A 21,738-nucleotide genomic window follows, 5' to 3' on the forward strand; every position below is an offset into this window, starting at 1 on the left:
TGGGGTTCCAAATCGCCTTGAACACCGGAGAATGGAATGGCACCGCGCGCCTACTGGAAGGGAACGTTGAGGCTGTCGCTGGTCAGCTGCCCGGTCGTGCTTTATCCGGCGACCACGGCGGCCGAGAAGACGCGGTTTCACATGATCAACCGCGAGACCGGCAACCGGCTGAAGCAGCAGATGATCGATTCCGAGACCGGCGACGTCGTCGAGAGCGACCAGAAAGGCCGCGGCTACGAATTGCGCAAGGGCAAATATGTCGAGATCGAGCCGGAGGAGCTCGAGGCGGTGCAGATCGAGAGCAACCACACCATCGACATCGAGAGCTTCGTGCCGAGCGAGGAGATCGACGAGCGCTATCTCAACCACCCCTATTACATCGCGCCCGACGGCAAGGCCGCGGTCGATGCGTTCGCGGTGATCCGCGACGCCATGAAGGACCAGGATCGTGTGGCGCTTGCCAAGATCGTGCTCACCAACCGCGAGCACATCATCGCGATCAAACCGCTCGGCAAGGGCCTGCTGGGCACCACGCTGCGCTTTCCTTACGAGCTGCGCGACGAGGACGAGTTCTTCGACGACATCAAGAGCCCGAAGATCACCAAGGACATGGTCGAGCTCGCCGGCCACATCCTCCACACCAAGGCGGCACATTTCGACCCCGGCAAGTTCAAGGACGAATATGAGACCGCGCTGAAGGCGCTGGTGAAGCGCAAGGCCAGCGGCAAGACAATCGAGCTGCCGGAGCCCGAGGAGCGCCCCAGCAACGTCGTCAACCTGATGGATGCGCTGAAGCAGAGCTTGAAGGGACGCGGCGGCAAGAAGACGGCGGCGAAGCCGCACGCGCGCCGTGGGACGGGGCGGCGGCAGGCCGCCAAGAAGGCGCATCGGTCCACGGCGCGGCACCGCAAGGCGGGCTAACTGCTCGCCCAGCACGGGATATCGTAGGGTGGGCAAAGCGAAGCGTGCCCACCACCTTATCGGAACGAGAAAATGGTGGGCACGGCGCTTTGCGCCTTTGCCCACCCTACGGGTCTCAATCCCCCGCCTTCAACCGATAGCCGATCCCCGTCTCGGTCAGCACAAATTGCGGCCGCTCAGGATCGGCTTCGATCTTCTGGCGCAGCTGGCGGACATAGACGCGCAAATATTGCGCGTCGGTCAATTCGTCCCACAGCTCCTTCAGCAGGAAGCGGTGGGTGAGCACTTTACCCGCGTGCTGCACCAGCACGCGCAAAAGATCATATTCCTTCGGCGACAGTTTGACGTCACGCTCGCCGACCTTGACGATGCGGCGGACGAGATCGACCGAGAGATCGCCGGTGCGGAACACCGGCCGCTCGCCCTGGATCTGGAGCTGGTGCCGCAGCGCGGCGCGCAGGCGCGCCAGGAGCTCTTCCATGCCGAACGGCTTGGTCAGATAATCATCGGCGCCGAGATCGAGCGCCTGCACCTTGCCGGCTTCGTCGCCGCGGCTCGACAGCACCACGATCGGCACGGCTTCGTTGCGGGCACGAATGGTGCGCAGCAGCTCGTGTCCCTGCACGTCGGGCAGGCCGAGATCGAGGATGATCAGCGCCGGCTCCTCGACCAGCTTCTCCAGCGCCATCCTGCCGTTCGACGCTTCCAGGATTTCATAGCCTTGCGTCGTCAGCCCCATCCGCAGCAATTTCCGGATCGGCGGCTCGTCGTCGATGACCAGGACCTTGATCGGGGCAGCACTCATGCGGCGGTGTCCAATGCGCGGCTGTCTGCCGGAACGGGAAGACGGATGGTGAGGACGGCGCCACTGCGGTCACGGCGGTTGGCGGCCGAGATCGTGCCGCGCATCGCCTCGACGAAGCCGCGGGAGATGGCGAGCCCGAGCCCCGTGCCGGGGCGGACGTGATCCCCCTTCTGCGCGCGGTAAAATTTGTCGAACACGCTCTCGAGTTCATCAGGCGGGATGCCGTCGCCTTCGTCGGCGACATCCAGCACGATTTGATCGCGCTCGCGCCTGCTCTTGATCGAAACCGTGGTGTCCGGCGGTGAGTATTTTGCGGCATTGTCCAGCAAGTTGAACAGCACCTGCTCGAACAGGACGGCATCGAGCTGAAGCATCGGCAGATCTGCCGCCAACTGCAGCTCCACCTTGTGGGCGATCAGGATCTTGCTGGCGCGCCGCAGCGCGCTGCCGACGATCTCGCCGAGATCGTGCAGCGCCGTGTTGGGCACGATCGCTCCGGATTCGAGCTTGGTCATGTCGAGCAGATTGGCGATGAAGCGGTTGAGCCGCTCGGACTCGTCGATCACGGTGGCGAGCAGATCGCGCTTCTCGGTGTCGGATAGCGCACCGGCGAGATCGCGCATGGTCGAGGCCGCCCCCAGCACCGAGGCCAGCGGCGTCTTCAAATCGTGCGAGATCGAGGTCAGGAGCGCGGAGCGCAGCCGCTCGGACTCGACCGTGCGCTTGACACGGTCCATGTCCTCGACCAGCAGCACGCGCTCGATCGCCAGCGCGGCCTGATCGACCAGCGCATCCAGCAGCCGGCGCTGGTCCGGCGTCAGCAACGGACCCGTGCGGTCGTTGTCGATGCCGATGACGCCGATCGGGCCGCGCCCGGTGCGCATCGGCAGGAACAGCCGTTTTGCACCCGGCAGCGTGTCCGAGCCGCGGCCGGCGGGGCGGTCGTTGCTCCAGGCCCAATTGGCCGCGGCAAGGTCGGCCTGGTCGAGCTCGTCTTCGGGCGGGTAGCCGGACTTCACCGTGAGGAGGCCTTCTTCCGGCAGCAGCAGCACCACCCGGACTTTCAGCATCAAGGCGATCTGGTAGGCGCTCGCCCACAGCACGTCGTCGAGCGTCGCGGTGCCGGCGAGCTTGCGGCTGAAAGCGTAGAGCTGCTCGCTCATCCTGATCCGGCCGATGGCGGCGTCGGCCTGGGTGCGCACGCGCGCGGCGACGTTGGACACCACGAATGCGATCAGCATGAAGAAGAAGAACGCCGCGACGTTGGTCGGATCGGTGATGGTGAAGGTGTAGACCGGCGGCAGGAAGAAGAAATTATACGCCAGCGACGCCGCAATGCTCGCCAGCAGCGACGGCAACAACCCATAGCGAACAGCCACGGCAACCACCGCGGTCAGGAACATGAGATCGACGTTCTCGATGCCGAAATACGGCTTGATGGCCACCGCTGCGGCAAGGCCGAGCGCGGTGATCCCGAGCGCCTTCAAGTAAGGAATCGCGTCGAATGGCTCGGACCGTGCAGCGGTCTGTACCGCCGTCTTCGGCGCCGGCTCGCTCGTCAGCTCGTCACCTGGAATGACGTGAACGCTGATATTGCCGGCCCGACGCACCAGGTCGTTCACAACGGAGCCGCGCGTCATCTCGAACCAGCGCGAGCGTGTCGACTTGCCGATCACGATCTGTGTGACGTTGTTGCCTTGAGCGAAACTGACGACGTCGTCGGCGATGCGGCGGCCGACCGCGGGAATGGTCAGCGCCTCGCCGCCAAGCGATTCCGCGAGCCGCAGCGTATCGGCCAGCCGGTCGCGCTGCTCGTCGGACAATTGCAGGGATCGCCGCGTCTCGATCGACACCGCGGTGAACGGCGCGTGCAGCCGGTCGGCCAACCGCTTGGTGTAGCGCACGAGCCCGGCCGCGCGCGGATCCTCGCTGACGCAGACGAGGATGCGCTCGCCTGCGGCCCAGGGACCGGCAATGGCATTCGCCTGCATGTGAGTGAGCAGTTGCTCGTCGACCCGCTCGGCGGTGCGCCGCAAAGCGAGCTCGCGCAACGCGGTCAGATTGCCCGGCGAAAAATAGTGCTCAAGCGCCCGCTCGGCCTGCCTGGACACATAGACCTTGCCCTCCTTCAGGCGCTGAATCAGATCGTCGGGCGTGAGGTCGATCAGCTCGATCGCGTCGGCGCGGTCGAACACGGAGTCGGGCACCGTCTCGCGCACCCGGACGTGAGTGATCTGCGCGACGACGTCGTTCAGGCTCTCGATGTGCTGGATGTTGACGGCGGTGTAGACGTCGATGCCGTGGGACAACAATTCCTCGACATCGAGATAGCGCTTGGGATGGCGGCTGCCGGCCGCGTTGGTATGGGCGAGCTCGTCGACCAGTGCAATCTGTGGCCGGCGCGCGATCACCGCGTCGAGGTCCATCTCCTCGACGATCTGCCCGCGATAGTCCAGCCGCTTGCGAGGGATCACTTCGAGGTCGCGCACCAGCGCCTCGGTCTCGGCACGTCCATGGGTCTCGACGAATCCGACCACGACATCGACGCCCGACTTGCGCCGGGCGTGGGCGCTTTGCAGCATCTCGTAGGTCTTGCCGACGCCGGGAGCGGCGCCGACGAAGATCTTCAGCTTGCCGCTCGTACTCCCTTCCCGGCGCGCTGCTTCCAGCAGCGCCTCGGGCGACGGACGTTGTTCGGGATCGCGGCGCTCTCGGACCATTTTGCCAATATAATCACCTGCGTGACGCGAGCCTAGACCACTACCTGGCGGCGGCGCGATCCAGCGAGAGATTCAGTGCCAGAACGTTAACCCTGGGTTCGCCAATCAGCCCGAGCAAGCGGCCTTCGGTGTTGGCGGCTACGATTTTCTTGACCTGATCCTCCGGCATATTCCGCGCCTTCGCCACGTGCGGCACCTGGAATTGCGCCGCTTCCGGCGAGATGTCGGGGTCGAGGCCGCTGGCCGACGTCGTCACGAGGTCGACCGGCACGGTCGCGGACGGATTCTCGGCCTTAAGCTTGTCCACATCTTCCCTGAGCCGGTCGGCCAGCGCCTTGCTGGTCGGGCCGAGATTGGAGCCGCCGGAATTGGCGGCGTTGTAGGGTGCGGGCACGGTCTTGGTCGAATCATTGGGGTCCGGCGCAACCGTCGCCGAGGGACGGCCGTGGAAATATTTCTCGTCCTTGAACTCCTGCCCGATCAGGGCGGAGCCGATCACCTTGCCGTCCTTCTCGATCAGGCTGCCTTGGGCTTGCGCCGGGAAGAGTGCACCGGCGATGGCCGTCATGGCCAGCGGATAGGCAAGGCCCGTGATGGCGGCGAGCACCAGCAGGAGGACGATGGCGGGGCGGATTTCTCTGAGCATGTTGGTCTCCTAAGTCTTCGTCATGGCGCGCGGCGCCTTGCGCCGCACGAGGACGGTCAAGCCAGGTGCAAGGCGGTCACGACGAGGTCGATCGCCTTGATGCCGATGAAGGGGATGACGATGCCGCCGAGGCCGTAGATCAAGAGATTGCGGCGGAGCAGCGCACCGGCACCGACGGCGCGATAGGCGACGCCTTTCAAGGCCAGCGGGATCAGCCCGATGATTACAAGCGCGTTGAAGATGATCGCCGAGAGAATGGCGCTCTGGGGGCTCGACAGGTTCATCACGTTGAGCACGCCAAGCTGGGGGTAGAACGCCAGAAACATCGCCGGGATGATCGCAAAGTACTTCGCGACGTCATTGGCGATCGAGAACGTAGTCAGCGCACCGCGCGTCATCAGCAGCTGCTTGCCGATCTCGACCACCTCGATCAGCTTGGTCGGATTGGAATCGAGGTCGACCATGTTGCCGGCCTCACGGGCGGCCTGCGTGCCCGTGTTCATCGCGACACCGACGTCGGCCTGCGCCAGCGCCGGGGCGTCGTTGGTGCCGTCGCCGCACATGGCGACCAGCTTGCCCTTGGCCTGCTCGTCGCGGATCAGCTTGAGCTTGTCCTCCGGCGTCGCCTGCGCCAGGAAATCGTCGACGCCTGCCTCCGCCGCAATCGCCGCCGCGGTCATCGGGTTGTCGCCGGTGATCATGATGGTGCGGATGCCCATGCGGCGCAGCTCGGCGAAGCGCTCGCGGATGCCGCCCTTGACGATGTCCTTGAGCTGGATGACGCCGAGCAGCTTGCCGTCCTTCGCAACCGCAAGCGGCGTACCGCCGGCCTTCGAGATGTCGTCGGCAATGCTCTGGACCTCGCGACCGAGATCCGACAGTGCCGCGGGCTGAATCGCCCGCGCCGCATTGCCCGAAGCAACCGCCAGCGGCGCGCCGCCGCCGACGTAGTTGAGCATCGCATCGACCGCGCCCTTGCGGACCGACGAACCGCCCGCATCGACGCCGCTCATGCGGGTCTGCGCCGTGAACGGAATGAAGGTGGCGCCAAGCTCGGCCATGTCGCGGCCGCGGATGCCATACTTCTCCTTTGCCAGTACCACGATGGAACGGCCCTCCGGCGTCTCGTCGGCGAGCGAGGCGAGCTGGGCAGCGTCGGCGAGCTCCTGCTCGGTCACACCGCGCACGGGACGGAATGCGGTCGCCTGCCGGTTGCCGAGCGTGATGGTGCCGGTCTTGTCCAGCAGCAGCGTGTCGACATCGCCGGCGGCCTCGACCGCACGGCCGGACATCGCCAGCACATTGAAGCGTACCAGGCGGTCCATGCCGGCGATACCGATCGCCGACAACAGCGCGCCGATGGTGGTCGGGATCAACGTCACGAACAGCGCGACCAGCACGATCACCGAGATCGAGCCGCCGGCATAAGCCGCGTAGCTCGGAATGGTGACGGTGGCGAATACGAAGATGATGGTGAGGCCCGCGAGCAGGATGTTGAGCGCGATCTCGTTCGGCGTCTTCTGCCGCTCGGCGCCTTCCACCAGCTTGATCATGCGGTCGATGAAGGTCGAGCCCTGGGCTGCGGTGATGCGGACCCGGATCCAGTCGGACAACACTTGCGTGCCGCCGGTCACCGCGGAACGATCGCCGCCGGACTCGCGGATGACGGGCGCGGACTCGCCGGTGATGGCGGCCTCGTTGACGGATGCCACGCCTTCGATGATCTCGCCGTCGGAGGGAATCGTATCGCCGGCCTCGACCAGCACGATGTCGCCGACCTTCAGGCTCGTGCCCGGCACCAGCTCGAAGGCCTGGCCTGCGCCGGTCAGGAGCTTGGCCTGGCTCTCGGTGCGGGTCTTGCGCAACGATTCGGCCTGCGCCTTGCCGCGGCCTTCGGCCACGGCTTCGGCGAGATTGGCGAACAGCACCGTGAACCACAGCCAGAGAATGATCTGGAAGGTGAAGCCGAGGTTCTCGCCGCCGGTGAGGAGGTCGCGGAGGAAGATCACAGTAGTGAGCGCGGCCACGATCTCGACCACGAACATCACGGGGTTCTTAATCATCAGTCGCGGATCGAGCTTGGCGAAGGCAGCGCCGATGGCCGGCACCACGATCTTCGGATCCAGCATCGCCGAAACCGGCATGCGCTTGTTGGCTTTAAGGACAGATTCCATGGATGTAACTCCGAAAGAGCTCGATCAGAAGACGTTGCCGGCGTTCATCGCCAAGTGCTCGACGATGGGGCCGAGGGCGAGGGCCGGGAAGAAGGTCAGGCCGCCGATGATCAGGATCACGCCGACGACGAGGCCGACGAACAGCCCGCCGGTGGTCGGGAACGTGCCCATCGACGGCGGAATCGACTTCTTTGCCGCCAGCGAGCCGGCAATCGCCATCGCCGGGACGATCATGAGGAAGCGGCCGACGAACATCGCGGACGCACCGGTCAAATTGTAGAACGGCGTATTGCCGGTGAGCCCCGCAAAAGCCGAGCCGTTGTTGCCTGTCTGCGAAGAGTAGGCGTACAGCACTTCCGAGAAGCCATGCGGGCCGGCGTTCGCCATCGATGCCACGCCCGTGGGCAGCACCACCGCCACGGCAGACCAGCCCAGGATCATCAGCGGCAGGATCAGGATGGCAAGCATCGCCATCTTGACCTCGCGCGCCTCGATCTTCTTGCCGACATATTCCGGCGTTCGGCCGACCATGAGCCCTGCGACGAAGATCGCGAGGACGACGAACAGCAGCATGCCGTACATGCCGGCGCCGACGCCGCCGACGATGATTTCGCCGAGCTCGATATTGATCAGCGGGATCATGCCGCCGAGCGCGGTGAAGCTGTCATGCATGGCGTTGACGGCACCACACGAGGCCGCCGTCGTGACGACCGCGAACAGCGAGGACGCAACGATGCCGAAGCGGACCTCCTTGCCCTCCATGTTGCCGCCGGTCAGACCCAGCGCATGGAGCATCGAGGTTCCGTTCGCTTCCGCCCAATAGGCGATGGCGACGCCCGCGACGAACAGCACACCCATCACCGAGAGGATCGCCCAGCCCTGGCGCTGGTTGCCAACCATGCGGCCGAACACGTTGGTGAGCGCGGCGCCGAGCGTGAAGATCGAGAGCATCTGCACGAAGTTCGACAGCGCGGTCGGATTCTCGAAGGGGTGCGCCGCGTTGGCGTTGAAGAAGCCGCCGCCATTGGTGCCGAGCATCTTGATCGCAACCTGGGAGGCGACAGGGCCAACCGCGATGGTCTGCTTGGCGCCTTCGAGCGTGGTCGCCTCGATATAGGGGCCGAGCGTCTGCGGCATGCCCTGCCAGACCAGGAACAGCGTGTAGACCACGCAGATCGGCAGCAGCACGTAGAGCGTGCAGCGGGTGACGTCGACCCAGAAATTTCCGACCGTGCGCATCGAGGCGCGCGAGAAGCCGCGGATCAAGGCCATCGCCAGCGCGATGCCGGTTGCCGCCGACAGGAAGTTCTGGTGCGTCAGGCCGAGCATCTGGACGAGATAGGATAGCGTGCTCTCGCCGCCGTAGTTCTGCCAGTTGGTGTTGGTAATGAAGGAGACCGCGGTGTTGAAGGACAGATCCTCGGCGACCGCGCCCTGGCCTGCCGGATTGAACGGCAGCACGGCCTGGAGGCGCATCACGCCGTAGATGATGAGGAAGCCGCCAACATGGAACAGCAGCATGGCGACCGTATAGGTCAGCCAATGCTGCTCGCGCTTTTCGTCGACGCCGGAGAACCAGTAGATCCCGGCCTCGATCGGGCGCAGCACCGGCGACAGGAACGTCCGCTCGCCATTGAACACGCGCGTCATGTACCAGCCGAGCGGCTTGCACAGCGCGACGATGATCGCGCAGAAAAGAATGATCTGGAGCCAACCGATCATAGTCATGGCATTAACCCTTCAGACTTTGTGTCCGCCGCAGAAGCGGCAGCAGCAACGCAAGCAGGCAGGCGACGAGCGCGGCGTCGGCCAGCAGCAATTCGAGAAGCAGCAGCACGGGTCAGAACCGCTCGGGCCGCAGGAGCGCGTAGGTGAGGTAAATCAGCAGGCCAAGCGACACGGCACCGGCGAGCGAATAATCGAAGATCATGATCCGTCCCTCACAGCCGTTCGCAGGCGTAAGTGTAGCCGATCGCAAGGGCGAAGAAGCCGAAGCCCAGCGCCAGCATCAGAATGTCCATCATGGGAATACTCCTCGTTGCACTCCATCCCGGAGGCAACTGTGTCTCTATTCCCGGCAGGCGGCTTGCGGTAAATCAAGCGCAACGCAGGCCCCGCGGCTCCTGGCCGGAACTTTCACCGCGTTCAAGTGCCACCCCGGGCATAGGTTTTCGAGATGAGGGCTATGGCGACGTTATAGGAATCTCATAAAAACCCGGGACGTCGTGATCGGTGGCCATACGCCCCCGACAGCGCATTTCAAACGGTCGTTCAGACCGGCAACGCAAGGACGCGATCGACCATCGTCCTCGCTGCCGATTGTTACCTCGGACGGTGGCCGAGGTCTTTTCAAAAGGCCTGCTTCTATAAGTGCCTGCTTCGCACAAAGACTGCGGTCGAGATTGGACGCAGCCCAGACTCCTGAACCGGCGGCGATTGTGCATTTATGAAATCCTTATATCTCCCGCCTCTTCCCCATCTCGTTTTCAAATGTCCTTCCAGCCATCTTGGAGAGGCCGGCCGACTGACCGACGCCAATTCCAGGAGGCCTGACATGACCGCCGCTCTCCGACGCAATGCTCCCCCCTCACTCAGCGGACGCCTGCGCGATGCGCGTGCGATGACGCAGCCGCTGATGCTCGAGATCATCGACACAGCTTGCCGGCGCTTTCCCTCACTCGGTCAGAGCGAACGCGCTGCGCGCGTGATGCGCCTGGTCGACGTGGAGGCCTGGGCTGATGCCGTGCTGGCGCTGATGGAGCTGGAGCTGCCGCTGTGGCAGGTCCGCCGCATCGCCTATGACGAGGGTGAGTGGCATTGCGCGCTCTCGCGAGAGCGCGAATTGCCGGATTGGCTCGACAACGCGGTCGAGGCACGTCACGCCGACCTGGCGCTCGCGCTGCTGTCGGCCTTCCTCGAGGTCCAGGCGTTAGCCGTGGAGACATCGCGGCCAAGCGTTCCCACGGTGCGTCCCGCTCCGGACCCGTTCTACGAGCCGCTCGGCTGCGAAAACTTCAGCTGAGCTAGCCGGAGGTTAGCGCCTTGCCGCAATCTTCGGACATATCGCCGGTCCTGAGCCCGACACGCGCGATCGCGCGCTTTGCCGTCCGCGTGGTACTCCTCGCCGCCTTTGCCGCCTTCGGCAGCATCGGCTTCGGGCGGAGCCTCGCAGCGCTGCTCTGGATGTCGATCGTCCTGTGCGCCGCCGTCGCCCTCCTGCGGCGCGAGCCGCTGTTCGGTCGCGCCCTCAATCATTGGGACGAATGCGCCGCATTCGGTGCGCTGTTCGCGCTGGTCCATGTCGTCAACGAGCTGACCTGAACCCAGGCCTTTATGGCGCGCTTATGAGATCGCCACGCAGCCTCACTCGAATTCATATCTGCTTGAAACGATATTGATCAGACGGTTGCGGGACATGCGCCCGCCACCTCTGTCAATCGGAAGGAATAAGTCCGTGAAACTCGTCGAACCTCCCTCGTGCAGCTCGCCCTCGACCATCGTCTTCATCGGCCGCAACCACAGCGGACAGTGGGTCGCGCAGGAACAAAACGGCCTCTATGGCGGCCTGTTCGTCAGCCGCGTCCAGGCCATCAAGTACGCACTGTTCGAGAACGGCCAGCATCCCGAAACCATCGTCGAGCTGCCGCGCGAGATCGAGCTCGACATGGGCAAGAGCCCCAGCAGCAATAGCGCACGCCGCGCTGCTTGAGCCGGCGCATACGGGCGAAAAGCCATGTTCACTCCTCCCTCAGCCTGGTTCACCGGCTTCATCCCGGATATGCCGACTCCGTTCGATACGGCGGACGCGATCAATCTCAAGGCGTTCGCAGCTCTCTGCGAGCGCCAGGTCGCGGCCCGCGTTCCCGCGCTCGTGGTCTGCGAGACCGCCGGCGAGGCGCCGACGCTCTCGCCGGCCGAGCAGGAGCTCGTCATCCGCACGGCGGTCGATGTCACCCGCGGCCGCGTGCGGGTCATCGCCGGCGCGATGTCGAATGCGACCAGCCATGCTATCGAACTCGCGCGGCGGGCGGAGGCAGCCGGCGCCGATGCCGTCATGGCGGTGGTGCCCGCCTACAACAAGCCGATGCAAGAGGGCATGCTCGCGCACTTCCGCGCGATCGCCGGTGCGATCGGCTTGCCGGTGATCCTGCACGACGTTCCTTCCCGCACGCTGCGCCCGCTGGCCGACGAGACGCTTTTGCGTCTGGCCGAATCCCGCCAATTCGTGGGCTTGAGTGACGGCGGCGGCGACATCACCCGCCCGATGCGCCTTGCCCGGCATCTGCCGGCCGGCTTTCGCTTTCTATCCGGCGACGACGTTACCGCCTTCGCCTACATCGCGGACGGCGGCGATGGCGCGATCTCCGAAGTTGCCAACATCGCGCCGGATCTCTGCCGCACGATCTTTTCGCAGGTCAGGCAAGGCCGGCTGCAATCCGCACGCTACCTGCACAAGCGCCTGATCCCGCTCATCACCTGCCTCTCCAGGGAAAGCCCGGCGGCCCTCAAGAGCGCCCTCGCCATGCTCAACTTGATGCGGCCGGACACGCGGCTGCCGATCGTGCCGCTCAACGCCGCCGGCCGGGCGGAGATCGCCAGGGCCTTCGCAGCGATCGCCGACGAGGAGCTGATCGATGGCGTCGGAGCCTGATGCGGCGCGGCCATCCGGCTCTCACATGCTGCAATCGACTGAAGAACCGCAGAGGCTGCTTCGGGCCTGGCAACTGGCGGTGCTGCGCTTTGCGGTGACGCTGGACGAACCCGACAGGCTCAATGTCGTGGCGCTCGCCACAGAGCTCGATCGTCTCGGCGGCCGGCGCGAGCTTGATGATACCCTCCATTTCTTCCGGCGAAGCTCCTCAAAACTGTGCGCGGCAATCCACGGGCAGCAACAGAATGCGGATGCAACCCTGGACGGCTTCTTCAGCCAGATCGAAGAACCACGCCTACGGCTCGCTTTCGCCGCAGCCATCGGCATGACGCATTCGGCCCCAGTAACGCCTGGGGTTCGATCGAAGCTGCGCGCCGACCTCTTCAAGGGGCTGACGGCGCGACGTCCGGTTTCCTTATGACATTCCTATATGCCTGCCCTGGCGCTCATCTCGCAATCCTACGCCGGGATCATCATCCTACGAGACGGAGGACGGCTCTCGCCGCAACCACAGACAAGGACTTCCGAAGATGTCGATGCTGACCCACGGCCTTGAACGGCCTCTCGCCTGGGCGGAGCGCCCGGTGCTGATTTCGGAAGCGCGCAAGGCACAGCTCAAGCGCCTCGCGCTCGGCGCGCTGACTTTGCTCTCGATGGGCAGCGTGCTCACCGCGCTCATCGCGCTGCGGACCGCAATCTATGTCTGGCATCTCCACCCCTGATCCACCGCGGCAGACATCATGACCCTGCAGATGTGTGAGGAGGCCGCCATGGCTGCCGTTGCTCTACAAGCCGTGCACCGCGCATCGAAGTCACGAACTGGAGCGCCTGATATCGGCGCGGCGACGGCGCTCAAGCCGCTCGATCCCGATGTCGTCAGCCCCGCCATTCCCGCCTTCTTCATCGGGCACAATCGCGCCGGCCTCTGGGTTGCCCGCGAGGCGCAGGGCCGCGCCGGCGGTCTCTTCCTGTTCAAGAGTTCCGCGGTCGAATTCGCCCACCGCCGCAGCGCGCCGGCCCGATGCGCACTGGTGTTTCCGGCCGAGACCTTCGAGCTCGACATCGAGAACCAGGGCAGTCCGCTGGTCGCGCTTGCGGCCCGATGGCTGGACGGGATGAAGCGACATCTGGCCCGCCTTGTGAGGTAACGACATGATCGAGCTCAAGATCGTCATCCTGGTCGCATTGTTGGGCGCATTGCTGCTGGGCACGCGCGTCACCGCGCGCCCGGCCTCGGACGGCTAGCATGCAGCCCTTCAAGGGGAATCTCGAGCAGGCGGTCACAACGACCATCCTGACCATGACGCTCAGCCTGATCTGGGGCGCCATCCTGACGCTCGTGATCACGCTTGTCGCTCGCGGGCTCGGCGTCTAGCCGCTTCTTGCTCCGACCGTGAATCGAACTTGGCTGCCTACGCGGCGAGCAACCCGGCCCACAGTGCGGTGACGTTGCCCGCCGAGGCGGGCCGTCCTGCGGAAAACGCCGCGCCGATCTGGCACAATTCCAGGGAACCGTGTAGAGCGGTTTCATGAGCACAGGCAATGTCAACGTCGTCGCCCATCCCCTGGTCCAGCACAAGCTCTCGCTCATGCGGGAGAAGGACCGCTCGACCAAGAGCTTTCGCGAGATCCTGAACGAGATCGGGATGCTGCTCGGCTACGAGGTGACGCGCGATTTGCCGCTGGAGCTGGTCGAGCTCGAGACGCCCATCGCGCCGATGCGGGCGCCCAAGATCGCCGGCAAAAAGCTCACGCTGGCGCCGATCCTGCGCGCCGGCGTCGGCTTCCTCGACGGCATACTGGCGCTGATGCCCTCGGCGCGCATCGCCCATATCGGGCTCTACCGCGATCCCGAAACATTGCAGGCCGTGGAATATTACTTCAAGGCGCCGCAGGACCTGTCCGACCGCACCGTGATCCTGATGGACCCGATGCTGGCGACCGGCAACTCGGCCTGCGCGGGCGCCTCCCTGCTCAAGGCCCGCGGCGCCCGCGACATCCGCTTCGTGTGCCTTCTGGCCGCGCCCGAGGGCATCGCGCAGTTCCAGAGCGAGCATCCGGACGTGCCGATCTGGACCGCCGCGATCGACGAGCGGCTCAACGACCACGGCTACATCGTGCCTGGCCTGGGCGATGCCGGCGACCGGATGTTCGGCACCAAGTAGACAGGTCGGCGCGATCGGGTTACTCCCCTTGCCATGAGTGCCAATGCGTTTTCGCTGCAATCGCTGATCCGGTCAGAGCCCGTCGCCGATCCCGCCTTCGTATGCGACGGCACGCCGGTTTCGCGCGCGGAGTTCACCGAAAGGATCGAGCAGACCGCCGCCTGGCTTGCGGCGCAGGGGATCGGCAGGGGCGACGTAGTCGCAGTCTGGCTGGTCAACCGGATCGAATGGCTCGCGCTGCTGTTCGCCGCCGCCCGCTGTGGTGCGATCGTCGCGGCCGTCAATACGCGCTACCGCAGCGCGGAAGTCGCGCATCTGCTTCGTTTGTCCGGCGCCAGGCTGATGGTGGTCGAGGCCGCATTCCGTGCGATCGACTTTGCTGCGATCCTCTCCGATGTCGCAAAGGACGAGGTGCCGGCACTGCAACGGCTCGCGGTGGTCGGTGCGGATGCGATCCCGGCGCACTGGCCCTGCGTACGCTTCGATGCGTTCGACACGAACTATCCGCCGGCACCAGCTCAAGATGAGGTCGATCTTCCGGTGCTGCTCTACACGACCTCAGGCACTACCAAGGGGCCGAAGCTCGTTGCGCATTCGCAGCGGACGCTGGCCACGCACGCCAATTCCGTTGCCCGCGCGCTCCAGCTTGATCCGCAGCGTCATGCGCTGCTGGCCATGCTGCCGTTCTGCGGCACTTTCGGCATGACGAGCCTGCTCGGCTTCGTCGCGGCGGGTGCGACCGTTCACGTGCTTGACGCCTTCGAGGCGGCACCGGCACTGGAGATCCTCAGCACGCGAGGCATCACGCACGCCTTCGGCTCGGACGAGATGTTCCGCCGCATCCTCGCCCTCACCGATGCACCACGCCCGTTCCCGCATCTGGAAGTCTGCGGCTTCGCCGCGTTCCAGCCCGGCTGGCGCGAGCTTGCCGCGGAGGCCGAGGCGCGCGGCCTGCCGCTGTTCGGCCTGTACGGCTCGAGCGAGGTACAGGCCCTGTTCTCGATCGCCCGCCCCGGCGATGCCTTTGCCGATCGGATCGAGGGCGGCGGCTGGCCGATGTCGGCCGACGCGAAGGTGCGCGTGCGCGACACCGAAACCGGCGAGCTTGCAGCGCCCGACGTTTCCGGCGAGATCGAGATCAACGCGCCGTCCCGCTTCCTCGGTTACTTCAACAATCCCGATGCGACGCGCGATGCGTTCACAGCGGACGGCTTCTTCCGCACCGGCGACATCGGCCGGCTCCGCGGCGACGGTACCTTCGTCTACGAGACCCGCGCCGGCGATGCGATGCGGCTCGGCGGCTTTCTCGTCGCGCCCGGCGAGATCGAGGACGAACTCAAATCGTGCCCGGGCGTTACCGACGCCCAGGTGGTTGCAGTCGATCTCAAGGGCAACGCGCGCTGCGTCGCCTTCGTGATCCCGGCGAAGGAGACGCCAATGCAGGAGACGCTGATCGCGCGCCTGCGCGAGCGTCTCGCCGGCTACAAGGTCCCAGCCCGGATTTATGTCGTGGAAGCCTTTCCCGTCACCGACAGCGCCAACGGCGTCAAGATCCAGCGCGCCCGGCTTCGTGCCATGGCGATGGAGCGCATCGCGGCCGAATGAGGCCGGCCTATTTCAGATAGCTCGCAAGATTCAGACTCAGGATCTTGCCAAGCGCCGAATAGGACGCGGTAAGTTGCGACTCGTAGGTCGAGAGCTCCGCCGTAACGGCGGCGACGTCGACGCTGGTGAGGTCGCTCGACAACGTCTCGGCATAGCTCTTGTAGTCGGTCTGGCGCGCGCTCGCCGTCTCGATCGAGGACGCCGCGCTGGAGAGCTTCGCCTGCACGGCCGCCGTGTCGTCGAGCGCCGTGCTGGCAAGATCGAGCGCGCTGGAGATGTCCGCAGACGACAGCGAGGTGCTGTTGGCCACGAATTTCAGCACACGCATCACTTCCTCGAACGCCGAATTGTCGGCGGTGACCCCATAGGAGACGGTCTCACCGGCGCCGACACGCACCGAGGCGAGCTCGTCGTCGCCGCCGTAGTAGCTGCTGTCCGCCGTGGTGAGGGACCCCGTCCCGGACGAAAAGCCCGTGAGATCGACCGGGGCCGTGTCGGTCCTGCCGCCGGCAAAGACATATTGGCCGTCATACTGCGTGTTCATGATCGACCCCATCTCCTCCAGCATCTGCTGGGCCGAACTGATCACCGAATTCGTCTCGGTCGAGCTTCCGGTCGAGGCGGCGCTGAGCTGGGAGCGAAGTTGAGTGATGATATCGGTCATCGAGCCGACCGCCGAATACATCACCTGCACCTTGCTGTCGGCGAGCGTCGCGGCGTCGATATAGGACTGCGCGCGCGTCACCGAGACCTGGAGGTTGACGACGTGCTGGGCGTCCGAGCCGTAGCCGCCGAGATCGCTCGAGATGATGCCCGACGATTCCTGGACCTGCTTCTCCGCCATCACCGCCTGCACGCGCAGCGCGTCGGAGATCATCTTGCTCGACTGCGCGAAGGTCGCGACCCGCATCGCCACCATGCCCCACTGCCTCCTATGTCGACTGCACGGCGGAGAGCAGCGACGAATACATCGAGTTGATGGCCTGGATCAGCGCTGACGCTGCCGAATATTTGTTCTGGAGCGTGCTGAGCTTCGCCGATTCCTCGTCCAGGTTGACGCCCGACTGCGACGACAGCGAGTTCGCATAGGTCGACTGCGCGGTCTCCTTGGCGGTGTAGTTGGTGGAGGCCTGCGACGACTTGCTCGCGACATCGGAGACGACAGCCGAGGCGTAATCGGCGAGGGAGCCGGTGGTGGCGGCGAGCCCGCCGGTGGAGGAAAATGTCCGGGACTCCGTCAAGGCATCGTAGAAGGCATTGAAGACGGTGGCGGACCCCGACGACAGCACCGAATCGCCGACCGTCAGGCTCGACGAGGAGTCCAGTGTCGCGAGCTGAAGCTCGTTGGTCCCGGACAGGATCTTGCTGTCGACCGCGATATCCGACGCGCTCGTTCCCGTCACCAAATCGTTGAGACCGAAATACTCCGAAAATCCCTCGCCTGAGCTTCCCACCGAGCTCGTCATCTCGTTGACGGCGACGCCATTGCCGGAGCCGGTCGCCGTGATCGAGAGATGGCCGTCCGAATCGACCGATGCGGAGAGCCCGGAGATGCCGTTGATCGCAGTAACGAGATCGCCGACCGTGGAATAGGACGAGAGGTCGAGATCACCGTAGGAGACCAGATTGCCGCTCTGGTCGGTGGCTGCGATGCGCACCGTGCCGGTGGCGGAGAGCGCCGTGCTGCTGGTGACGCTGGTCGTCCCGGTGAGCCTCGTCGGCGCCGGCACCGCGGACGCGCTGTTCGAGACGCTGTTCATGGCCGAGGCGAGTTGCTGGGCGAGCTGGTCGAGCTGGGATTGCGCGTCCGGCAGGGTCTTGTCGCGCAAGGTGACGAGCGCGCCGATATCGCCGCCTGATATCTGGGAGGTGATATCGACCCCGTTCACCGTGATCGCGCTGAAGCCACTCGACGACGAGCCGGCGGTGTAAGTCGTCGACGCCGTCACGTTGGCCGAGGCGGTATAGCTGATCGTGTGGGCGGTACTGTCGACCAGCGCCTGGCCGGACGTGGTATAGATCTGGAGATCGCCGTTCGACGCCGTGAAATAGCTGATGTTCATCTTGGAGGCGACGTCCTGGAGCGCGGTGTTGCGCTGGTCCTCCAGGTCCGCAGTCGATTGACCGGCCGCCGCAGTCTGCTTGATCGCGGCGTTGAGATCCGCGATCTGCTCCAGATCCGCATTGACTTCATCGATCGAGGACGAGATGTCCTGGTCGGCATCGCCACGGAGCTTCTGGATCCCGTTCGATGTCTCCCGTAACTGGCTCGCGACGTCATCGAGTGCGCTGATGACATTGGATTGCAGCGAGGCGCTGCTCGGCGTGCTCGCCAGCGAAGACAGCGCCGATTCCAGCGTGGCGATGCTGTTTGCAAGCGAGGTTCCCGTGGAGCTCCCATCGGTGCTGCTGGTCGAACCGTAGAGCTTCTCGAGCGAAGTCAAATAGGTGTTGGTCTTATCGGCCGACCCGAGCTCGGAGGTCGCGGAGATCAACGACTTCAGCAGCAGCTTGTCGACCGTCGAGGTGATGCCCGTCACCGTGACGCCGGTGCCGACGCCGTTGGTGACGCTGCTCGACTGGTTCGCTGTCTTTGTGGTGTAGCCCGTCGTGTCGGCGTTCGAAATGTTCGACGACGTCACGCTGATCTGCACCGACGTGGCCGACAGCCCGCTGAAGGCGATCGATCGTGCGATATTGAGTGACACGGCGGGATCCTCGGTTCGTCAGGCGCTGCGGCTGGTGCCGCTGGAGACGGAGCGCACGGCGACCCGACCGGAAGCGCCATAGGGCGACACCGCCGCGATCTGCTCGCGGATCGCCTGCATGACGGCCTCGATCCGGCGGTTGCTGGCCTCGATCGCCGCGCGCAGGCGCACCAGGTTCTCGTCCATCGCCGCGCGCAGCTTCAGGATCCGTTCCAAGAGCTGCTCGCGCAGAATCCGGTCCGCGACGTTCAGGCTGGTCGTGCCCGCCGCGCACTCGGCAACGGTCCGTTCGAACATCTCCGCCAGGCGGTTCTTCTCGTCGACCTGCTTCAGGCGCGAGGCCGGCAGACCCTTGGCGAGCTCCACATTCTCCTCGGCGACCAGCGCGGTCAGAACGTCGATGAGCGCGATCAGCGACTTGATCCGCGTGTCGCCGTTTGCGGCGCTCGTTCTCGTGGCGTGGCTCTTGGCTTTGGCTACAGTCATGGTCATCGCCTTCTTCTAGTTATTCCGCTTGCCGCGGCCGGCCTGCGCGTTACGCAGGTAAGCGCCGATCGCGGTCTTCCTGACGGATGCTTGCCTCATCTCACCCTCGACCTCCGCGCATTCCCGCAGCAGGCCACGGCGCGCCGTCTCGACGTCGTCGATCAGCGCGAGCAATTGCCTGCGGTCGCCGCCCTTGGCGGTCGCGGCCCGCAGCACCAGTCGTTGCAGCCGACGCAGCAATGCTTCTCCGACAACTCTGGACTCTCCACTGCGCACCACTCACCTCATCGCCGAGATCAGGGTGTCGTACATCTTGTTGACGGTCGAGATGACCTGGGACGCGGCCGAATAGGCTTGCTGCGCCGAGATCATGCTCGAGAACTGGCTGGAGGTGTCGGTGGTCGAGGACTCCAGCTCGCCGCCGAAGATCGTGCCCGCGCCGTTCTCGCCGGAGGCCTGCAACGCGGCATTGCCCGACGTCACGGTCGCCGAATAGATCCCGTCGCTGGAGGCGGCGAGCCCGTTGGGAGCGGCGAAGGTCGCCACCGCGATCTTGTAGATCGCGATGGTCTGGCCGTTGGAATAGGTGGCGTTGACCACACCGTTATCGCCGATCGCGATGCTGGAAAGCTTGCCATAGGACAGGCCGTCAGAATCGATGCTGGTGACATTGACGGACGGTGTGGTCTCGCCGGAGGCATATTGCGTGAGGCCGTCAGTCTTGCCGGCGGTGCCGAGATCCAAGGTGACGGTGCTGTCGGCCGCGCCGTCGGTCCAGCCTGTGATCGAGACGGTCGCCGGGTCCGGGCTGGTGCTGGCGAGTGAGCCGTCGCTGTTGAAAGTGATATCGATCGTGCCGGAAGCCGTACCCGTCGCGGTGGTGGTGTCGGAGGCCGAGGTCGGGTTGGCGAAGCTCGCGCTCCAGGTGTTGGTGCCGGTCTTGGACCAGGTGATCTGCATCGAATTCGCGGCGCCAAGCGAATCGTAGACCGTCATCGAGCTGGTATGGGTGTCGCCCGTCGCGGCGTCCGACGGAAGGTTCGCCGCGATCGTGGTCTTGGTAGTGGCGCTGCCGCTGGTCGAGGCGACCTGGGTGTTGATCGCTTCGAGATTGCTCGCCGATTCACTGCCGACGACATTGCCGTCGGCGTCGGTGCGCCATCCCTCGAGGTAATAGCCGTTGTTCTGGAGATAGCCGGCGTTATCGGTGGTGAAGGCACCATTGCGGGTGTAGGCGACCGTGCCGCCCGACGTGGCGTTGGTCACCACGAAAAACCCGGAGCCCTGGATGCCGACGTCGGTGGCGTTGGAGGTCGCGGCCAGCAGGCCCTGCTGGGTGATGTTGGCGCGACCCGAGACGGTGACGCCTCCCGAGGCGTAGGAAGTCGTGTTGCTCGACGCCGTCACGAGCGCGTCGAACATCCCGGACGTCGTCTTGTAGGCGGTCGTGTCGGAATTGGCGATGTTGTCGCTGATCATCGACAGGGACTGACTCTGCGCACTGAGCGCCGAGATCGCCGAGGATAATGCGCCGCTGAGACTCATGATAAAACTCCGGACGAAATCAGGATGTGACGCCGATGATGTTGGCGGCGCTGACAGAAACGCCGTTCACGGTCAGCGAGGGTGTCGAGGTCGAGGTGTCGATGCCGGTTACCGTCCCGGTGACGGTCGTGTAGTTCAGGACCGAGTTTCCGGAGGAGTTCGTCGCGGTCACCGAGATCGTGTACTGGCCGCCGTCGGAGAGCTGTGTCCCGCTGGAATCCTTGCCGTCCCAGGTGAAGCTGTTCGATCCGGCATTCCCGGACCCGGTACCGGTCCACACCGTATTGCCGGAGGAGTCCTTGACGCTGATCGAAACATCCGAGGCGGCCGACGACAGCGAGTAACCGAACGTCGCCGAGCCGTTGCTCAAGGTCGATGTGTCCGTCTTCGCCTCGACGGTGTGCCCGATGTAGTTCACGGAATTCAGCGTCACCAGGCTCGAGAACGAGCTCGCAAGCGAATTGAGGTTGGAGTTGATCGACTGCTGGGAGGTGAAGTTCGCGTAGGAGGTGAGTTGATTGACGAGGTCGGTGGTCGAGGTCGCCTCCAGTGGATTCTGGTTCTGGAGCTCGCTGACGAGCAGGCTCAGAAAATCGCTGGAAGTCAGCGTCGAATTGGACGACGTGCTCGACGACGACGACGTCGTCGTTGTGGCGGTCGACGCAGAACTCGTTGCGGAAACGGTCATCAGAAGCTCCGGCTTTCCCTCACCGCCGGCGAACAGATGTCGGTCGGCGGCGCTTGAAATCTGTGTGCTGATGAAACGGGTGGGCGCGCGGATTCAGGCGGGGATTCACGCGCGCGGAAACGGCTTTCCGCACGGCAAAATCTGCCGCGTGCACGCATTCAGCGGCGCGGGAAAGTCAGGCTGGTTTATGGAGGAGCGCAACAGCGTCATGGCCGGGCTCGGGCATGACGACGTCTCGTAATATTCGATGCCGGAAAGAGCCGTTCAGCTCTCGGCCGTCTCGCCCTCGGTGCACGGCTCGGCGGTGTCGCCCTTCAGCTTCGCAGCGGCGGCGACGATGCGGTCGGCGAGGCCTGCGGGCGCGCGGACCGGCGGTGCGGCGAGCGCCTGGCGTACGGCGCGCGCCTCTTCCAGCAGGGCCTGCGCGGCGGACGAGCGCGCCAGCAACTCTTCAGCGAGCCCACGCCGATCGTCGGGCCAGAGCGAGAGATCCTCGCCCAGCCGGTCGATCAGTTCCTCAAACTCGCTGACGTCCATCGCCCGCCGGTCCCGCCAAGGTCGGGCCCGTCATAAAGCATTGCGCGCGCGCCGGAAACCGGATTCGCGCTGGTTTTTCCGCCAAAA

The 21,738-nt window shown here is 64.9% G+C and carries 25 protein-coding genes; 12 read left to right on the plus strand and 13 right to left on the minus strand.

Annotated elements, in window-relative coordinates:
• The first annotated feature begins 36 nt into the window (after positions 1-36).
• The gene (locus tag IVB24_RS33280; protein ID WP_094977191.1) at positions 37-921 is read left to right on the plus strand and encodes a Ku protein; all 885 of its coding nucleotides are present in this window, start codon (positions 37-39) and stop codon (positions 919-921) included.
• A gap of 115 nt (positions 922-1,036) precedes the next feature.
• Here IVB24_RS33280 and IVB24_RS33285 read toward each other — a convergent pair whose 3' ends face one another.
• The 6 genes from IVB24_RS33285 to IVB24_RS33310 form a co-directional block, all read right to left on the minus strand.
• Positions 1,037-1,726, minus strand: a complete 690-nt coding sequence (locus tag IVB24_RS33285; protein WP_106948521.1) for a response regulator transcription factor — start codon at positions 1,724-1,726, stop codon at positions 1,037-1,039.
• Positions 1,723-4,446: a sensor histidine kinase KdpD gene (locus IVB24_RS33290; protein WP_247770587.1), complete on the minus strand. Its 2,724-nt coding sequence runs from the start codon at positions 4,444-4,446 to the stop codon at positions 1,723-1,725. Before IVB24_RS33290 ends, IVB24_RS33285 begins: the two co-directional genes overlap by 4 nt.
• A gap of 40 nt (positions 4,447-4,486) precedes the next feature.
• Positions 4,487-5,092, minus strand: coding sequence for a K(+)-transporting ATPase subunit C (locus IVB24_RS33295; RefSeq protein ID WP_247770589.1), 606 nt, complete (start codon positions 5,090-5,092; stop codon positions 4,487-4,489).
• Between the two features lie 56 nt (positions 5,093-5,148).
• Entirely contained in the window at positions 5,149-7,266 is a 2,118-nt protein-coding gene (gene kdpB, locus IVB24_RS33300) for a potassium-transporting ATPase subunit KdpB (protein WP_276578215.1), read from the minus strand.
• 24 nt (positions 7,267-7,290) lie between these two features.
• Positions 7,291-8,994 (minus strand): potassium-transporting ATPase subunit KdpA, encoded by a 1,704-nt coding sequence (gene kdpA / locus IVB24_RS33305; RefSeq protein ID WP_247770597.1) that lies wholly within the window; start codon positions 8,992-8,994, stop codon positions 7,291-7,293.
• Positions 8,995-9,106: 112 nt separating this feature from the next.
• Positions 9,107-9,196, minus strand: a complete 90-nt coding sequence (locus IVB24_RS33310) for a K(+)-transporting ATPase subunit F (RefSeq protein ID WP_042340291.1) — start codon at positions 9,194-9,196, stop codon at positions 9,107-9,109.
• A gap of 624 nt (positions 9,197-9,820) precedes the next feature.
• Between IVB24_RS33310 and IVB24_RS33315 the strand changes: the two genes are divergently transcribed.
• The 10 genes from IVB24_RS33315 (at position 9,821) to IVB24_RS33355 (ending at position 15,687) form a co-directional block, all read left to right on the plus strand.
• Positions 9,821-10,288, plus strand: coding sequence for a hypothetical protein (locus IVB24_RS33315; RefSeq protein WP_247770599.1), 468 nt, complete (start codon positions 9,821-9,823; stop codon positions 10,286-10,288).
• Between the two features lie 20 nt (positions 10,289-10,308).
• Positions 10,309-10,587, plus strand: coding sequence for a hypothetical protein (locus IVB24_RS33320; RefSeq protein WP_247770606.1), 279 nt, complete (start codon positions 10,309-10,311; stop codon positions 10,585-10,587).
• A gap of 133 nt (positions 10,588-10,720) precedes the next feature.
• Positions 10,721-10,975, plus strand: a complete 255-nt coding sequence (locus tag IVB24_RS33325) for a hypothetical protein (protein ID WP_247770608.1) — start codon at positions 10,721-10,723, stop codon at positions 10,973-10,975.
• Between the two features lie 24 nt (positions 10,976-10,999).
• Positions 11,000-11,917, plus strand: a complete 918-nt coding sequence (gene dapA / locus IVB24_RS33330; protein WP_247770609.1) for a 4-hydroxy-tetrahydrodipicolinate synthase — start codon at positions 11,000-11,002, stop codon at positions 11,915-11,917.
• On the plus strand, positions 11,901-12,338 hold the full coding sequence (locus IVB24_RS33335) for a hypothetical protein (protein ID WP_244607462.1): 438 nt from the start codon (positions 11,901-11,903) through the stop codon (positions 12,336-12,338). Before dapA ends, IVB24_RS33335 begins: the two co-directional genes overlap by 17 nt.
• Positions 12,339-12,447: 109 nt before the next feature.
• A complete protein-coding gene (locus tag IVB24_RS33340) occupies positions 12,448-12,639 on the plus strand; it encodes a hypothetical protein (RefSeq protein WP_094977830.1) in 192 nt (63 codons plus the stop codon).
• 48 nt (positions 12,640-12,687) lie between these two features.
• On the plus strand, positions 12,688-13,065 hold the full coding sequence (locus IVB24_RS33345) for a hypothetical protein (RefSeq protein ID WP_334260392.1): 378 nt from the start codon (positions 12,688-12,690) through the stop codon (positions 13,063-13,065).
• Between the two features lie 98 nt (positions 13,066-13,163).
• Positions 13,164-13,292 (plus strand): hypothetical protein, encoded by a 129-nt coding sequence (locus IVB24_RS40105; protein ID WP_256471536.1) that lies wholly within the window; start codon positions 13,164-13,166, stop codon positions 13,290-13,292.
• 154 nt (positions 13,293-13,446) lie between these two features.
• Positions 13,447-14,082, plus strand: a complete 636-nt coding sequence (upp, locus tag IVB24_RS33350) for a uracil phosphoribosyltransferase (protein ID WP_247770611.1) — start codon at positions 13,447-13,449, stop codon at positions 14,080-14,082.
• Between the two features lie 33 nt (positions 14,083-14,115).
• Complete coding sequence (locus IVB24_RS33355; protein ID WP_247770613.1) at positions 14,116-15,687, plus strand: AMP-binding protein; 1,572 nt, start codon at positions 14,116-14,118, stop codon at positions 15,685-15,687.
• A gap of 7 nt (positions 15,688-15,694) precedes the next feature.
• Here IVB24_RS33355 and IVB24_RS33360 read toward each other — a convergent pair whose 3' ends face one another.
• From IVB24_RS33360 to IVB24_RS33385, 6 genes are read right to left on the minus strand one after another with little or no spacing between them, the layout of a single operon-like run.
• Positions 15,695-16,606: a flagellin gene (locus IVB24_RS33360; protein WP_247770615.1), complete on the minus strand. Its 912-nt coding sequence runs from the start codon at positions 16,604-16,606 to the stop codon at positions 15,695-15,697.
• Between the two features lie 13 nt (positions 16,607-16,619).
• A complete protein-coding gene (flgK, locus tag IVB24_RS33365; protein ID WP_247770617.1) occupies positions 16,620-18,395 on the minus strand; it encodes a flagellar hook-associated protein FlgK in 1,776 nt (591 codons plus the stop codon).
• 18 nt (positions 18,396-18,413) lie between these two features.
• A complete protein-coding gene (locus IVB24_RS33370) occupies positions 18,414-18,887 on the minus strand; it encodes a flagellar protein FlgN (RefSeq protein WP_247770619.1) in 474 nt (157 codons plus the stop codon).
• 9 nt (positions 18,888-18,896) lie between these two features.
• A complete protein-coding gene (locus tag IVB24_RS33375; protein ID WP_247770621.1) occupies positions 18,897-19,121 on the minus strand; it encodes a hypothetical protein in 225 nt (74 codons plus the stop codon).
• 39 nt (positions 19,122-19,160) lie between these two features.
• Positions 19,161-20,426: a flagellar hook protein FlgE gene (gene flgE, locus IVB24_RS33380; RefSeq protein ID WP_247770623.1), complete on the minus strand. Its 1,266-nt coding sequence runs from the start codon at positions 20,424-20,426 to the stop codon at positions 19,161-19,163.
• A gap of 19 nt (positions 20,427-20,445) precedes the next feature.
• Complete coding sequence (locus tag IVB24_RS33385) at positions 20,446-21,114, minus strand: FlgD immunoglobulin-like domain containing protein (RefSeq protein ID WP_166468265.1); 669 nt, start codon at positions 21,112-21,114, stop codon at positions 20,446-20,448.
• 64 nt (positions 21,115-21,178) lie between these two features.
• Here IVB24_RS33385 and IVB24_RS33390 point away from each other — a divergent pair, with 64 nt between their 5' ends.
• Positions 21,179-21,355, plus strand: coding sequence for a hypothetical protein (locus IVB24_RS33390; protein WP_247770625.1), 177 nt, complete (start codon positions 21,179-21,181; stop codon positions 21,353-21,355).
• Between the two features lie 23 nt (positions 21,356-21,378).
• Here the strand turns inward: IVB24_RS33390 and IVB24_RS33395 are convergent, their stop codons facing one another.
• Positions 21,379-21,651 (minus strand): hypothetical protein, encoded by a 273-nt coding sequence (locus tag IVB24_RS33395; protein WP_247770626.1) that lies wholly within the window; start codon positions 21,649-21,651, stop codon positions 21,379-21,381.
• Between the last annotated feature and the right edge of the window lie 87 nt (positions 21,652-21,738).

Origin of the sequence: Bradyrhizobium sp. 192, assembly GCF_023100965.1 — a bacterium.
Lineage (GTDB): Bacteria > Pseudomonadota > Alphaproteobacteria > Rhizobiales > Xanthobacteraceae > Bradyrhizobium > Bradyrhizobium symbiodeficiens.